The sequence below is a fragment of the Hydrogenobaculum sp. genome (genome assembly GCF_049967395.1).
Classification (GTDB): Bacteria; Aquificota; Aquificia; order Aquificales; family Aquificaceae; genus Hydrogenobaculum.
The window spans coordinates 1-13,437 of sequence record NZ_JBMFST010000044.1 but is presented as its reverse complement, the minus strand read 5'-3'; the positions used below and the strand labels follow the sequence as shown (position 1 = coordinate 13,437).

The 13,437-nt window shown below is 35.9% G+C and carries 16 protein-coding genes and 1 tRNA gene; 12 read left to right on the top strand and 5 right to left on the bottom strand.

All coding sequences use genetic code 11. The annotated features are described in order from the left end of the window. The 5 genes from ACP5S8_RS06605 to ACP5S8_RS06585 form a co-directional block, all read left to right on the top strand. On the top strand, nt 1–251 hold a 251-nt coding region (locus ACP5S8_RS06605), incomplete at its 5' end, for a hypothetical protein (RefSeq protein WP_461876179.1). Between the two features lie 3 nt (nt 252–254). After that, nucleotides 255–905 carry a 7-cyano-7-deazaguanine synthase QueC gene (gene queC, locus ACP5S8_RS06600; protein WP_461876178.1) on the top strand — a complete coding sequence of 217 codons (651 nt, stop codon included), beginning with the start codon at nt 255–257 and terminating at the stop codon, nt 903–905. After that, nucleotides 902–1,804, top strand: coding sequence for an amino acid--tRNA ligase-related protein (locus ACP5S8_RS06595; RefSeq protein ID WP_461876177.1), 903 nt, complete (start codon nt 902–904; stop codon nt 1,802–1,804). The genes queC and ACP5S8_RS06595 overlap by 4 nt, the downstream gene beginning before the upstream one ends. 9 nt (nt 1,805–1,813) lie before the next feature. Continuing rightward, nucleotides 1,814–3,199 (top strand): bifunctional UDP-N-acetylglucosamine diphosphorylase/glucosamine-1-phosphate N-acetyltransferase GlmU, encoded by a 1,386-nt coding sequence (glmU, locus tag ACP5S8_RS06590; protein ID WP_461876176.1) that lies wholly within the window; start codon nt 1,814–1,816, stop codon nt 3,197–3,199. Beyond that, on the top strand, nt 3,192–3,488 hold the full coding sequence (locus ACP5S8_RS06585; protein ID WP_461876175.1) for a cupin domain-containing protein: 297 nt from the start codon (nt 3,192–3,194) through the stop codon (nt 3,486–3,488). The genes glmU and ACP5S8_RS06585 overlap by 8 nt, the downstream gene beginning before the upstream one ends. On the opposite strand, the gene ACP5S8_RS06580 is transcribed toward ACP5S8_RS06585, so the two are convergent. Both ACP5S8_RS06580 and dnaJ read right to left on the bottom strand, forming a co-directional pair. Next, nucleotides 3,485–3,880: a MerR family transcriptional regulator gene (locus tag ACP5S8_RS06580; protein ID WP_461869892.1), complete on the bottom strand. Its 396-nt coding sequence runs from the start codon at nt 3,878–3,880 to the stop codon at nt 3,485–3,487. The genes ACP5S8_RS06585 and ACP5S8_RS06580 overlap by 4 nt on opposite strands. Further along, a complete protein-coding gene (gene dnaJ, locus ACP5S8_RS06575) occupies nt 3,870–5,024 on the bottom strand; it encodes a molecular chaperone DnaJ (RefSeq protein WP_461869891.1) in 1,155 nt (384 codons plus the stop codon). Before dnaJ ends, ACP5S8_RS06580 begins: the two co-directional genes overlap by 11 nt. A gap of 144 nt (nt 5,025–5,168) precedes the next feature. Between dnaJ and ACP5S8_RS06570 the strand changes: the two genes are divergently transcribed. The 5 genes from ACP5S8_RS06570 to ACP5S8_RS06550 all read left to right on the top strand — a co-directional run bounded on the left by ACP5S8_RS06570 (nt 5,169) and on the right by ACP5S8_RS06550 (nt 8,640). Next, the gene (locus ACP5S8_RS06570; RefSeq protein ID WP_461869890.1) at nt 5,169–5,381 is read left to right on the top strand and encodes a heavy-metal-associated domain-containing protein; all 213 of its coding nucleotides are present in this window, start codon (nt 5,169–5,171) and stop codon (nt 5,379–5,381) included. A gap of 1 nt (nt 5,382) precedes the next feature. Continuing rightward, nucleotides 5,383–6,510, top strand: a complete 1,128-nt coding sequence (prfB, locus tag ACP5S8_RS06565; RefSeq protein ID WP_461876174.1) for a peptide chain release factor 2 — start codon at nt 5,383–5,385, stop codon at nt 6,508–6,510. Then, a complete protein-coding gene (panB, locus tag ACP5S8_RS06560; RefSeq protein ID WP_461876173.1) occupies nt 6,500–7,297 on the top strand; it encodes a 3-methyl-2-oxobutanoate hydroxymethyltransferase in 798 nt (265 codons plus the stop codon). Before prfB ends, panB begins: the two co-directional genes overlap by 11 nt. Nucleotides 7,298–7,375: 78 nt before the next feature. Beyond that, nucleotides 7,376–7,924, top strand: coding sequence for a GTP cyclohydrolase I FolE (gene folE / locus ACP5S8_RS06555; RefSeq protein WP_461869887.1), 549 nt, complete (start codon nt 7,376–7,378; stop codon nt 7,922–7,924). After that, nucleotides 7,921–8,640, top strand: coding sequence for a pseudouridine synthase (locus ACP5S8_RS06550; RefSeq protein WP_461876172.1), 720 nt, complete (start codon nt 7,921–7,923; stop codon nt 8,638–8,640). The genes folE and ACP5S8_RS06550 overlap by 4 nt, the downstream gene beginning before the upstream one ends. 9 nt (nt 8,641–8,649) lie before the next feature. Here ACP5S8_RS06550 and ACP5S8_RS06545 read toward each other — a convergent pair. After that, nucleotides 8,650–8,742: transfer RNA gene (locus ACP5S8_RS06545), tRNA-Ser, on the bottom strand. Nucleotides 8,743–8,760: 18 nt separating this feature from the next. Further along, nucleotides 8,761–9,699 (bottom strand): ribose-phosphate diphosphokinase, encoded by a 939-nt coding sequence (locus tag ACP5S8_RS06540; protein ID WP_461876171.1) that lies wholly within the window; start codon nt 9,697–9,699, stop codon nt 8,761–8,763. Between the two features lie 110 nt (nt 9,700–9,809). Here ACP5S8_RS06540 and nadA point away from each other — a divergent pair, with 110 nt between their 5' ends. Then, nucleotides 9,810–10,781 (top strand): quinolinate synthase NadA, encoded by a 972-nt coding sequence (gene nadA, locus ACP5S8_RS06535; RefSeq protein WP_461876170.1) that lies wholly within the window; start codon nt 9,810–9,812, stop codon nt 10,779–10,781. Further along, nucleotides 10,778–11,923, top strand: coding sequence for an MFS transporter (locus ACP5S8_RS06530; RefSeq protein WP_461876169.1), 1,146 nt, complete (start codon nt 10,778–10,780; stop codon nt 11,921–11,923). The genes nadA and ACP5S8_RS06530 overlap by 4 nt, the downstream gene beginning before the upstream one ends. Here the strand turns inward: ACP5S8_RS06530 and ACP5S8_RS06525 are convergent. Beyond that, on the bottom strand, nt 11,885–13,437 hold a 1,553-nt coding region (locus ACP5S8_RS06525; RefSeq protein WP_461876168.1), incomplete at its 5' end, for a sensor histidine kinase. The genes ACP5S8_RS06530 and ACP5S8_RS06525 overlap by 39 nt on opposite strands.

The following is a 13,437-nucleotide window of genomic DNA, read 5'->3' as shown; positions in this document are numbered from 1 at the left end:
TGGAAAACCTAGTAAAACAATATGAGAATATATTACACATATCAGGTTTATCCGCTGAGATATCCGACAAAATAGCAAATGCCACAGAAGAGCAAGCTCAAACTATAAAAGAAATTCAAAATTCTGTAAACTCTTTAAATACAATATCTTCCAATATTAACAAGATTATAAACGATCTATCGGAAAGCATAGAAGAAATGGCAAACGCAAGTGCCAACCTAGGAAACACGCTTAAAAAGTTTAAGGTATAGACTATGTCTAACATTTTAGTGCTTTTGTCTGGAGGAATGGATTCTGCTACGCTTTTATGGGAAGCAAAGGCGAAGTTTAAAGATATTTACGCTATATCTTTTGATTATGGTCAAAAACACATAATAGAGGTAAAATATGCAAAAGAACTTGCAAATATGGTAAGTGTAAAAAAACATTTTATTGTAAAAATACCGCATTACAAAGAGATTAACTTCAGCTCAGCACTTTTAAGCGTTTCTAGTCAAGATATACCAAAGGAAGCTTATCCTACCGATGTACCTATAACCTATGTGCCAATGAGAAATCTTACTTTTTTAGCTATAGCCTCAGGAATAGCAGACGAACTAAGTATAGAAAACATAGGTATAGCAGTCCATGCCGTAGATGCTCCTTATCCAGATTGTAGACCAGAGTTTATAACTTCCGCTGAAGCTGCCATCAACGCTGGTTCTTCTTTTGTAGTAAAAACCAAAAAAAGAATACACGTTTATGCCCCGTTTTTAGGCTTTTCAAAAAAAGATATAGCCAAACTTGGTAAAACTCTTGGCGTGCCTTTTGATAAAACCTACAGCTGCTATGAAGGTACAGAACCCCCTTGCGGAGAATGTGCTACTTGCATACAAAGAAAAGAAGCGTTAGAAGGTGTTTTATGATAGATATTTTTTCACTTCCTTTAAAAGCCCCAAAACTTTATGAAGAGTTTATAGACAAGATAAGAAACTTTTACAAAACAAAAGGCTATACAGAAGTTTTCACACCATATATTCAAGATGAGCCAAACTTAGAAAAATACATAAAACCAGTAGAAATAGAGATAATCCATTGCGGTAAAAAAGAAAAGGCGTATCTTCACACATCCCCAGAAAGATCTATGAAAGCGCTTCTAAAAACCTACAAATCAAATATATTCCAAATAGCGAAAGTCTTTAGAGATGAAGAGTGCGGTAATTTAAACAGCGTAGAGTTTACCATGTTAGAGTGCTACAACATTGAGAATACTGATGCAATAAACGAGATATCAGATCTTGTTTTTGAGCTTTTCGGAGAAAATATAAAAGATATTTCGACTAAACCAAAACTAACACCTTTTGAAAAGGCATTTGAGGAGTACCTTGGAATTATCTTCTCTGAAGACGAAGACATACTTAAAAACAACCTTATATCTTTTGGGTATGAGTTTGATGATAACGATACATGGGAAGAGCTCATAGATAAAATGATGGTGCATATGCAACCTTATCTTGGTAAAAGCCAAATAGAGTTTTTAACGGATTTCCCATGCAAACTTGGTGTATTGTCAATATGCAAAGACGGTATATCAAAACGTTTTGAGCTTTTTATAGATGGAATTGAAATAGCAAACGGCTGGGTAGAAGAAACAAGCGAGGATAAAATAAGAGACATTATAGAAAACGCATCTTCCTACAAACCTATAAAAGATAAAGAAAAACTTTTTAAAGATTATCACAACGATTTTCCTTACGCAGGATATTCAATAGGTATAGAAAGATTATTTTATTTTTACGCTACCAAGATGGGAGTTGTGGGTTAAAATATAGGTATGAAGGCGATAATATTGGCAGCTGGCTTAGGTACTAGGTTTAAAAGCGAAAAACACAAAGTATTACATGAAATGCTTGGTAAACCTATCATTTGGTATGTTTTAGATTATATAAAGAAAGCAAATATAGTAGATATAGCTTTAGTTGTATCCCACAAAAAAGAAAGTATAATAGAAGCTTTAAAACATGAAAACGTATCATTTTTCGAGCAAGAAAACCCAAAAGGTGGTACAGCCGATGCTCTTTTATCGGCAAAAGTTTTTTTTGAGGGTATGGATGACTACATCCTTGTGACAAACGGAGATGCTCCTTTGGTAAAACCAGATACCCTAAAAGGTATGCAAAGATTTTTACACATGGTAGAAGAATATGAGAAAATAAAAGTAGGAGCTTTGGTATTGTCTTCTTTCTTACCAGATCCCACAGGTTATGGGAGGATAGTAAAAGATGGTAAAGGAGACGTAATAAAAATAGTAGAAGAAAAAGAAGCTACTTATGAAGAAAAGCAGATAAACGAAGTAAACGGCGGTGTTTACATGTTTTATGTACCGTATCTAAAAGAAGCCGTTAAACACTTAAAACCCAGCGAAAAAACCAACGAGTTATATATTACAGATATCGTAGAGATTATGACAAATCTTGGTTATACGTGTAGAAGTTTTATGGCTTCTGAGATTACAGAAATTTTTGGTGTAAACGATAGGTGGGAACTTAGCTTTGCAGAAAGTGTAATGAAGATGAGAATATTGGAAAACCTTGCAAGATCAGGTGTTACCATACACTCACCAGAGTCTGTTTATATAGAACCTGACGTGCAAGTAGAGTTAGACGCTGAAATATTTCCAAACGTGGTTTTAAAAGGTAACACCGTTATACACAAAAAAGCAAAGGTTATGAACGGAAGCTATCTTGAAAACGCTACTATAAAAGAAAAAGCCACAGTGCTTCCCATGAGCTACATAAAAAACTCAACCGTAGAAGAAGAAGCCACAGTAGGTCCTATGTGTCATATAAGAGACAACTCAGTTGTAGGCAAAGGCTCTCACGTGGGTAGCTTTGTAGAGCTAAAAAATGCAAAACTTCAAGAAGATGTAATGGCAAAACACCTCTCTTACTTGGGAGATGTAAATATAGGCAAAAAAGCCAACATAGGAGCTGGTACTGTGATAGCAAACTTTGACGGCAAACAAAAGTATCAAACTTACATAGGACAAAAAGCTTTTATAGGAAGCAATTCGCTCATAATAGCCCCAAGAAACATAGGGGACTTTGCCTTTATAGCTGGTGGTTCTGTAATAACAAAAGATATACCACCAAAAGCTTTGGCGGTAGAAAGGGCAGATTTAAAAATACTTGAAGATAAGTCAAAAGTAAAAGATGAGTGAAGTTATCTTTGAAAAAACTGACATAAAAGACGAAGAAACAATAAAAGATATATTAAAACAAGAAGGCTACGATGTTTATACGTGGCAAGATGGTAAAGGCACGCACTACCCTTGGCATACCCACGAACACGAAGAGGTTAGATGGGTGGTTTCTGGTGAAGTGGAGATAGGGGTTGGAGATAAAGTTTTTAAGCTTTTACCAGGAGATAAAATAGTTTTGGCGCCAGATACTCCTCATTGGGCTAAGACGGAAAAAGGCGTAAGATACGTTTGCGGAAGCAAGGATTAGGTTTTTTTAGTAATTTTAATTACCCCTTTGTTTAAACCATTCATAAGCACTATTGCTTTGTCTACGTCTTCTTGTTTTACGTTTTCAGTTCTTAATCTTTTTATTATATCTATTAAAAGCTCTATACCTTTTTGCATCTCTTCCATTTGCTTTTTCATGTTTAGTATCACATCTATACCAGCTATGTTTACGCCTAAATCCCTTGCCAGCATAAGGATAAACTCTAACTGCTCAAGGTCTTCTTCTGTATAAAGCCTTGTGTTGCCTTCTGTTCTTGATGGTTTCAAAAGACCTTCTCTTTCGTAAAGTCTAAGAGTTTGAGGATGAATTTTATACATTTTAGCTACGGTACCTATAGTAAATACCGCTTTGGCTCTTCTTTCAGCGCTCATAGTTTTTCACCACCCTTTCTGGTTTTGGTAAAAGCTTTTCTAGTTCTTTCAGGAGTTTTTCGGCTTTTTTGCCATCGCCCATAATCTTTGAAAGCATGTTAAACTTAGGTACATCTATATGAGGTATTACAACAAGGTTACCATAACCGCTGCCTTTTAATTTTGGCATACCTTTGCCAGCAACAACTATCTTTTCTCCTTCTTTTGTGCCAGGTGGTATTTCTACGCTTATATTGTCCCCTTTTAGATCTTTTATATCTATCGTAGTACCCATAACAGCTTCTGGATAAGTAATGTTTACATCTATATACAAATCATCGCCCTTTCTTTTAAATATTTCGTGGGGTAATATTTTAGTTATTACATAGAGGTTGCCGGGTCTTCCGCCAAATAGCCCAGCGTGTCCCTTGCCGTCTACTACAAGCTTTGTACCGTTGTCGACACCAGGTGGAATGTTTACAGGTATAACTTCTTTTTTGAAGATATACGATTGGCCTTTGCACTTCTTACAAGCTTCCCTTATGTAACCGCTACCACCACATTGAGGACAGGTGGTAGATATAGAGAAAAACATAGCCCTTTGGTTAACGCTCCCAGTCCCTTTACAAGTAGGACACACCTTTTCGGAGTTTTTATCGTATCCATAGCCCCCACATACATCACAAGGTACACCCTTTTCTATCTCCAAATTTACCTTTTTCCCAGTGTAAGCTTCCTCTAAAGTCATCTCTACAGTTTTTACTATGTCTTCTCCGTTTATAGGCCTTTGCCTTGAAGAACCTCTTGATTTTTTACCACCAGTAAATATATCTTCAGAAAACAAATCTCCAAAGCCAAACACATCTCTTAGCAAATCTTCTAAGTTTCCAAAATCAGCGTTTACTCTTGTCCACGCGTCTTGCCCACCTTGTTGACCCATGCTAGCAGACAAACCTTCCTCTCCAAATTGATCGTAGATTTTTCTCTTGTTTTCATCGGAGAGTACTTGATAAGCTTGGTTTATCTCCTTAAACTTCTCTTCGGCCCCTGGCTCTTTGTTAAAATCTGGATGATACTTCCTAGCCAGTCTACGATACGCTTTTTTAATCTCCTCTTGAGTAGCGTTTCTACTAACCCCTAATATTTCGTAATAATCTTTCTTCATACTTAATATTATAAAATATTAGTCTATTATTGTCAAGTGCTTTATATCAATATTTATAAAAGTTTTCAACATGTTTTACTAAAACTGCTTATATTATGATAGTTTTTATACATTTGTTTGGCTTTTAAGATTATAATATATATTATGAGAAAGATATTTTACATAGAAGGCATGACTTGCATGCACTGCGTTAATACGGTAAACAAAGCGCTTGGAGCTTTGGAAGGTGTTAAAAGCTTCGACACAAAGCTAGATAAAAAATACTCAGATGTAGAGTACGACGAGACAAAACTCTCGGAAGCAGACATAAAATCTGCCATTGAAGAATGGGGATACAAAGTAGTAGATATAAAATAATATGGTAGAAATAGTAAGCAATTTTTCTGATATAAAGAAGCGCTTTGAAGAATTATCTTCTTCTATAGACGAGGAAAAGATAAAAAAAGAGATAGAAAAGTATGACCAGATGATGTCAGAGCCTGATTTTTGGTCTGACCAAGAAAAAGCCAAAAGCATAAGCCAAAAAAGAAAAGCCCTTCAGGATAAGTTAAATACCTACACATCTCTTAAAAGCCGTATAAAAGATTTGGATGAGATGGTAAGCGAACTAAAAGAGGAAGACTTAGACACAACGCTACTAATAAGCGAAGAGTTAGAGGCTGTAGAAAAAGATTTAAAGAAGTTTGAGCTTGAGACCTACCTTTCTGATGAAATGGATATAAACAACGCTTACCTTACCATACAAGCTGGTGCTGGTGGGACAGAGGCCTGCGATTGGGCAAACATGCTTCTTAGAATGTACACAAGATGGGCTGAAAAACATGGTTATGAAGTACAACTTACAGATATAAATCCAGACGATGTAGCCGGTATAAAAAGCGCCACTCTTTATATAAAAGGACCATACGCTTACGGTTATTTAAAATCTGAAAACGGCGTTCATAGGCTTGTAAGAATTTCTCCTTTTGATGCCAACGCCAGAAGGCATACATCTTTTGCTTCTGTTCTTGTAGTCCCAGAGGTTAACGAAGATGTAAATATAGAAATAAAAGAAGAAGACCTTAGGATAGATACCTACAGAGCATCTGGTGCCGGTGGTCAATACGTAAACAAAACAGACACAGCCGTTAGAATAACCCATATACCAACTGGTATAGTGGTAGCTTGTCAGCAAGAGCGCTCTCAAATTCAAAACAGAAGAAAAGCTATGGAAATGCTAAAAGCAAGACTGTATCAATTGGAACTTCAAAAGATAGAAGAAAAGAAAAAAAGTTTAGAAGGACCAAAAACAGATATAGGATGGGGCTATAAGATAAGGTCTTATATCTTCCAACCATCTCAGCTTGTAAAAGATTTAAGGACAGGTGAAGAGTCTGGCAACATAGAAGCTGTGATGGATGGTGAAATAGATAATTTTATAGAAGCTTACCTAAGGAAGAAAGCTCTCAATCAGCTTTCTTTTGAAAACCAAGAAGATGACCAATAAATTAAACATAGAGCTTTTATTTAAAAAAAAGAAAAACAATCAAAAAATCACAATGGTATCTCTAAGTAGCTACATATCGGCCAAAATTTGTGAAGAAGCTGGCATTGATACCATTTTGGTGGGAGATTCTCTTGGAATGGTGTTTAAAGGAGAGCAAAACACCTTGGGCGTAACACTAGAAGAGATGATATACCATGCTAAGGCCGTAAGAAGAGGAGCTCCAAATACTTTTACTATAGTGGATATGCCTTTTATGAGTTATCAAGGTTCTGTAGACGAGGCTATTAAAAACTGCGGCAACGTCATAAAACAAACAAAAGCAGATGCCGTAAAAATAGAAGGCGGAAGCTATTTTGCGCCTCTTATTGAAAAGCTAACAAAGGTAGGTATCCCCGTATGTGCTCACATAGGCTTTACGCCTCAATGGATAAATACTATCGGAAAGTTTAGATTTATGGGTAAAACCGAAGAAGAGAAAAATATTATAAAAGAGGATTTCAAAAGCGTTGTAGAAGCTGGAGCTTTTATGGTAGTGTTTGAAAGCATACCAAATTCTTTAGCAAAAGAGCTATACTCTGAAAGTGTTATAACAATAGGAATAGGGGCTGGATCAAGCACAGATGGGCAAGTCCTCGTGTTTGAGGATATAGTAGGTCTTGTGGATTTTATGAAGCCTAAATTTGTAAAAAGATATACAAACGGCTATAAGATATTTTTAGAAGCTATCAAAAGCTATAAAAAAGAAGTTGAAGAAAATATGTTTCCGTCAGAAGAACATATTTACTAATTCTTTCATGAGATAACCCATTGATAGTGATATTAAGATCTAATATATTTAGCAGAAATTTTAGTGAGAGGTTTTAAAATGATTGACAAAGGAAAAATTGTGGAAGGTATAAAGCTTTTCTTAGAAGGCATAGGAGAAGATATCACAAGGGAAGGTATAAAAGAAACCCCAGAAAGAGTCGCTAGAATGTGGGAGGAGTTTGAAAAAGAAAGGACTTTTGATTTTAAGCTTTTCGAAGAATACAGCAACTATTCTGAGATGATTATAGTAAAAGATATACCTTTTTATAGTATGTGTGAGCATCATCTTCTGCCTTTTTTTGGTAAAGCCCATATAGCCTATATACCAAACAAAAAGATATGTGGATTGTCTAAACTTGTAAGAACAGTAAGGGCTATGGCTTTAAAACCGCAAGTCCAAGAAAGACTTACAGAAGAAATAGCCGATATAGTCCAAAAAGAATTAGAACCTATGGGAGTAGGCGTAGTGATAGAGGCTGAACACCTTTGCATGTCTATGAGAGGGGTGAGATCACCAGGACATTCTACTATAACATCTTCTTTGAGAGGCAGTTTTTTAAATGATATGAAAACCAAGGAGGAGTTTTTTAAACTTATAAGACAATGAGGTTAAATAGATTTTTATCTTTGGCTGGGGTGTGCTCTAGAAGAAAGGCAGATGAGTATATAGAAAAAGGCTACGTTAAGGTAAACAACAAGATAGTAAAAGAGCTTGGTACTACTATAAACCCAGATGAAGATATAGTAGAGTTTAAAGGACGCATAGTAAAAGCTCAGAAACCTGTCTACATAATGCTAAATAAACCATGCTGCTATCTTACATCTTTGGGGGAAAAGGAAGAAAAACCAACTATAAAAGAACTAATAAAAGATGTTGGTGTTAGAGTGTATCCAGCAGGAAGGTTAGATTACAACGTAGAAGGGCTGTTGATACTTACCAACGACGGGGAATTGGCAAACAGAATAATACATCCAAGATACAAGCTACCAAAAGTATATATAGCTACTGTAAAAGGTGAGATAGACGACGAGATATTGGAAAAGATGAAAAGGGGCATAAAGCTAGAAGATGGGTTTGTAAAGCCTGATAGCTTAAAGCTTTTAAAAAGGTTTAAAAATGGTGCAAACATAGAAATAACATTTCATGAAGGGAAAAATCATCTTGTAAAAAGGTTTTTCTTAGCTTTTAAAAAACCTGTAAAACATCTTATAAGAACAGCAATAGGCCCTATTTCTCTTGGCAATCTACCAAAAGGTAAGTGGAGACATTTAAAACCAAACGAAGTAAAACTTCTATTTGAAGCTTTGCAATATAAAGCCTAAAAGTTTAAGTGGCGGATGGGGCGGGATTCGAACCCGCGGAAGAGCTCATCACCCTTCACACCGTTTCCAGCGGTGCGCCTTCGACCACTCGGCCACCCATCCTAAGAGTTTTATATTATATCATACAAATAAAGAACTTACAGAAGAGTTTTCGTATATACGTTTTATAGCTTCACCCACTATTGGCGCTATGCTTACTATGTTTATTTTGCTAGACTCTTTGCCCTGCTGGCATATGGTGTTTGTTACCACCACTTCATCCAAAATTGAGTTGTTTATACGCTCCAAAGCCGGTCCAGAAAATATACCATGGGTTGTGAGGGCTCTGACAGATTTTGCCCCTTTGTTTATGAGCATATTGGTAGCTGCCACCAGCGTGCCTGCTGTGTCTATAATGTCGTCTATTATAATGGCATCTTTACCCTCTACGTTTCCTATTACATCAAAGACTTCTGCTTTATTGGGCTCTGGTCTTCTCTTATATATGATAGCTATGTTGCACCCAAGCTTATTGGCAAGCTGCCTTGCCCTTTCAGCACCACCGGCGTCTGGAGATACAACCACAGAACTGGCAGGATCTACTTTATACTTTATATAATCGTGTAATACTGGGAGGGCCAATAGATTATCTACTGGTATATTGAAAAAACCTTGGATTTGAGGGGAGTGTAAATCAACTATCACAGCCCTTTGGGCTCCAGCTGTTGTAATCATGTCAGCCAACACTCTAGCGCTTATGGGGACTCTGGGTTTGTCTTTTCTATCTTGTCTTGCGTAGGCAAAGTAAGGTATAACTGCCGTTATACGATAGGCAGAAGCTCTTTTAATAGCATCTAGAAGTAATACAAGCTCCATGATGTGATCGTTTATAGGAGCCGATAACGATTGTATAACAAATATATCCCCACCCCTCATAGATTCTTCTATTTGGACTCTTATCTCACCGTCGCTAAATTTGCTTAGAAGCGTTTTTGATAATGGTATGTCAAGATATTCTGATATCTCTTGAGCTAACTTCATATTTGATGAACCGGCAATAAGCTTAATCGGTATACCCATTTTTAAACTCCTATAAAAGTTTCAGGATTTTAGTATTATAAACCAAATAAATTTTTATGATTATGAGATAGGTTATTGTAAATAAACTTTTATATGAATAGGTTATTACTATGGAAACGTTAACTATTGAAAAACCAGTTTCAGTAGAACTGCCTAACGAGTATTATATAGAAAAGATAAAAGAGCTAAAAGCCAAAAAAAGTGTTGTGATATTGGCTCATTATTACCAAAGACCAGAGATACAAGACTTGGCGGATTTTGTAGGAGACTCTTTGGAACTTTCCAGAAAAGCTCAGCAAACCGATAAAGATATTATAGTCTTTTGCGGTGTGAGGTTCATGTGTGAAACTGCAAAAATCCTAAATCCCAATAAAAAGGTATTACATCCAAATCCAGAATCTGGCTGCCCTATGGCTGACATGGCTACAGTACAAGGGGTTTTGGAGTTAAAAGCGAAATATCCCGATGCTGCCGTAGTAAGCTATGTAAACACATCCGCTGATGTAAAAGCGGTATCTGATATATGTGTAACCTCTGCAAACGCTGTTAAGATAGTCTCAAAGTTAGAAGAAAAACGTATAATATTTGTGCCAGACATGGGTCTTGGCAATTGGGTAAAGAAAAACGTGCCAGACAAAGAGATTATCATATGGAAAGGCTTTTGTCCACCTCATTACGAATTTGGGTTATCTGATTTAAAAGCCCTAAAAGAGCGCTATCCAAATGCCGTTGTGGCGGCTCACCCTGAGTGCAATCCAAAAGTTTTAGAACACGCTGATTTTATAGGAAGCACAAGCCAGATAATCAATTTTGCCACATCAACCCCTCATAAAGAAATCATAGTAATAACGGAAGTAGGTTTAAAATACGTACTTCAGAAAAAAGACCCCACCAAAACTTATATTTTCCCAGAGGCAATGCATTATTGCGGTTCGCCGGTATATTGCTGCACCATGAAAGGAGTAACCCTTGCAAACCTTTATACAACCTTAAAAGATGAGATAAACGAAGTAACGCTTCCAGAGGATATTATCATAAAAGCTAGAAAACCTATAGAACGTATGCTAGAATTATCTAAATGAACAAAAACATATGGCTTTTTAGCCTAACGAGTTTTCTCACAGATGCTTCTTCTGAAATAATATTTCCCGTTTTACCCCTTCTTCTTACAATATTAGGAGCATCTACTTTTGATATAGGGCTTGTAGAAGGGCTTTCTGAGTTTTTATCAAATTTTTTAAGGATTTTTAGCGGTGATTTGGCAGACAAACTAAAAGCAAAACCCCTTATCATAGGAGGGTATCTCACATCTGCCATATCAAAAAGTTTATACATATCAAGCATAGTTTTAAATACGTGGTTTTTTGTGCTTTTGGGAAGATCTTTAGATAGAGTAGGAAAAGCCATCAGAAGCCCTGGAAGAGATGCGATACTCTCTTTGTCTGTAGAGAAAGAAAAAACTGGTCTTGCCTTTGGCATACACAGGACTGCCGATACTTTTGGGGCTCTTGTAGGAAGTCTTTTTGTGCTTTGGTTTTTTTACAAGTTTGGTTCCACGGAAAGTTCCATAAAACACCTTATCATAATAGCTCTTATACCTGCTTTTTTAGCTATACTGCCTCTATTTTTTGTTTTTGAGCCTCAAAGAGATTTAAAGCTTACAAAAAAAGAAGATACTATACCAAAAGATTTTTACATATTTTCTTTTGTGATATTTTTATGTCTTAGCACAAACTTTAGCTACGCTTTTTATATATTGATAGGAAAAGCCTCAAACTTGTCTTTTTTTGACATATCCCTTGGCTATGTACTCTTTAACCTTATATATACGCTCTTTGGCATACCTGTGGGAAAGCTTTACGATAGCGTAAAAAACAAACATGCTTTGTTTAGCATTACGCTTTTGATACTTTCAATAGCTCAGTTTAGTGCAAGTTTAAACTTTTACATAGGATTTTTGATGTTTGGTCTTTTCAACGCTTTCTACGATGTGATAGGTAGAAGTTTAGTTAGTTTCTACGGGGTTAAAAAGCGCTCAAAAGCATATGGAATATATGGCTTTTCCGTAGCAAACGCTACTTTGTTTGCAAACCTTACAATAGGAATACTCTCTCATTTTATAAACTTGTATTTGGCTTTTAAGATAGAAAGTGTTTTGAGTATATTGCTTGCAATAGGATGGTATTTATATCAGTCTAATCACAAACAAAGCTCCTTGGCTTGAAGGAAGAGCCTCTATCTTCCAGCCGTGTTTTTGTATGATGGCTTTTACGATGCTAAGACCAAGTCCTGTGCCAGTGGGTTTGCTGGAGTAATAAGGCAAAAATATTTTGGATAAGTCTTTTATGCCTTCGCCGTTGTCTTGATATAGGATTTCAGTAGGTTTTATATCTATTTTTATTTTTGTGCTTTTGGATTCTATGCTGTTTTGAATTAGGTTCATAAAAACTATCTTTATCTTTTCTTTGTCAAACTCTAGTATATTGTCCCCTGTTATTTCAAATTCTACGTTGTAGGGTTTGTAGAGTTCTACCGCTTCAAGTATTGCGCTTTTTATAGATTGCTTGGATTTGTTTAATACGTCTATGTTTGAAAAGTCTTTGAAATCTTGAAGGAGTTTTAGTATTTTATCTATTTCTTTTAATACTATGTCTCCAACGGCGTTTATGGTGTCTTGAAGCTTTTCTGGATGGTTTTTTGAGATTCTCAAAAGCCTTTCTATGTTTAACTTTATGGGAGTGAGCGGGTTTTTTAGCTCATGGGCTACTCTTTGGGCTGTTTCTTTCCATACCGATAGCCTTTGAGCGTTTACCATAGGGCTTACATCTTCAAAGATAAAGATTTTTTCGTTTTCTGAAAGTTCTATTATGTCTTGTTTTATGTTTTTATCTTTAAAATCTAAATTTTTTATATCAGCGTTTCCAAACATATCTAAAAAGGCTTTGTTTACTCTTATTACGTTGTAATCTTTATCTACATAAGCCACACCTATTGGTATATTATCTAAGAGTTTGTTTAGCTGGTCTTTTTCTTTTATCAGGTCTTGGTAAAGTTTTTTAAGATTTTCTTTCATGTATTGAAAAGCTTCAATAAGTTCTGAGAGTTCGTCGTTGGTTTTTGGTGTAGGTAATTTTGTGTCTAAGTCTCCTTTTGCCAGAGTTTTGGCGGCTTCTGAGAGTTCTTCAATGGGTTCTGATATATGACGGGCTAAAAATATTCCAAACCAAACAGTAAAAAGCACCACCATAAGAGCAAGTATCACAATAAAGGCAACGTAGTTTCCGTTTAATATATCTCTTGTTTTTACAAGCACGATAAACTCTTTGGCAAAGCGGTTTAAGGCTTTTGAAGACTTTTCAAGCTTGGCATCTTTACCTACCACAAATACATACGCTTTATCTCCTTTCATTACGCATATGCTGTAAGATTCTTGATTTTCTACAATAGGGTTGTTGCAATCCGATACTTCATGCACCGCCCTTATATCAAAATGATTTACAAGAGAATAAGGGTCTTCATAGAAAATCAACTTACTCAAAAAATTTCTATAAAGGATAGCTTTTTCATATTGACTTTGTTCAATCTCTTTAGAAAGTTTTATAGAAGTTCTCAAAACAAGCTTTGTTTTATCGCTTATAAACGTCTTAACGCTTTCTACTATCACAAAGCTTGATGCAAACATCATAAGAGATATCGGTAAAAACATATAAAGCAGTATTATCGTGGTTATTTTTGTAC

Bases quoted from the DNA above. Each gene is read 5' to 3' on its own strand.
- nadA (WP_461876170.1), top strand. From the start codon at position 9,810: ATGGAAACGTTAACTATTGAAAAACCAGTTTCAGTAGAACTGCCTAAC.
- folE (WP_461869887.1), top strand. From the start codon at position 7,376: ATGATTGACAAAGGAAAAATTGTGGAAGGTATAAAGCTTTTCTTAGAA.
- glmU (WP_461876176.1), top strand. From the start codon at position 1,814: ATGAAGGCGATAATATTGGCAGCTGGCTTAGGTACTAGGTTTAAAAGC.
- queC (WP_461876178.1), top strand. From the start codon at position 255: ATGTCTAACATTTTAGTGCTTTTGTCTGGAGGAATGGATTCTGCTACG.
- ACP5S8_RS06595 (WP_461876177.1), top strand. From the start codon at position 902: ATGATAGATATTTTTTCACTTCCTTTAAAAGCCCCAAAACTTTATGAA.
- panB (WP_461876173.1), top strand. From the start codon at position 6,500: ATGACCAATAAATTAAACATAGAGCTTTTATTTAAAAAAAAGAAAAAC.
- ACP5S8_RS06580 (WP_461869892.1), bottom strand. From the start codon at position 3,880: ATGAGCGCTGAAAGAAGAGCCAAAGCGGTATTTACTATAGGTACCGTA.
- ACP5S8_RS06540 (WP_461876171.1), bottom strand. From the start codon at position 9,699: ATGGGTATACCGATTAAGCTTATTGCCGGTTCATCAAATATGAAGTTA.
- ACP5S8_RS06530 (WP_461876169.1), top strand. From the start codon at position 10,778: ATGAACAAAAACATATGGCTTTTTAGCCTAACGAGTTTTCTCACAGAT.
- prfB (WP_461876174.1), top strand. From the start codon at position 5,383: ATGGTAGAAATAGTAAGCAATTTTTCTGATATAAAGAAGCGCTTTGAA.
- ACP5S8_RS06585 (WP_461876175.1), top strand. From the start codon at position 3,192: ATGAGTGAAGTTATCTTTGAAAAAACTGACATAAAAGACGAAGAAACA.
- dnaJ (WP_461869891.1), bottom strand. From the start codon at position 5,024: ATGAAGAAAGATTATTACGAAATATTAGGGGTTAGTAGAAACGCTACT.
- ACP5S8_RS06550 (WP_461876172.1), top strand. From the start codon at position 7,921: ATGAGGTTAAATAGATTTTTATCTTTGGCTGGGGTGTGCTCTAGAAGA.
- ACP5S8_RS06570 (WP_461869890.1), top strand. From the start codon at position 5,169: ATGAGAAAGATATTTTACATAGAAGGCATGACTTGCATGCACTGCGTT.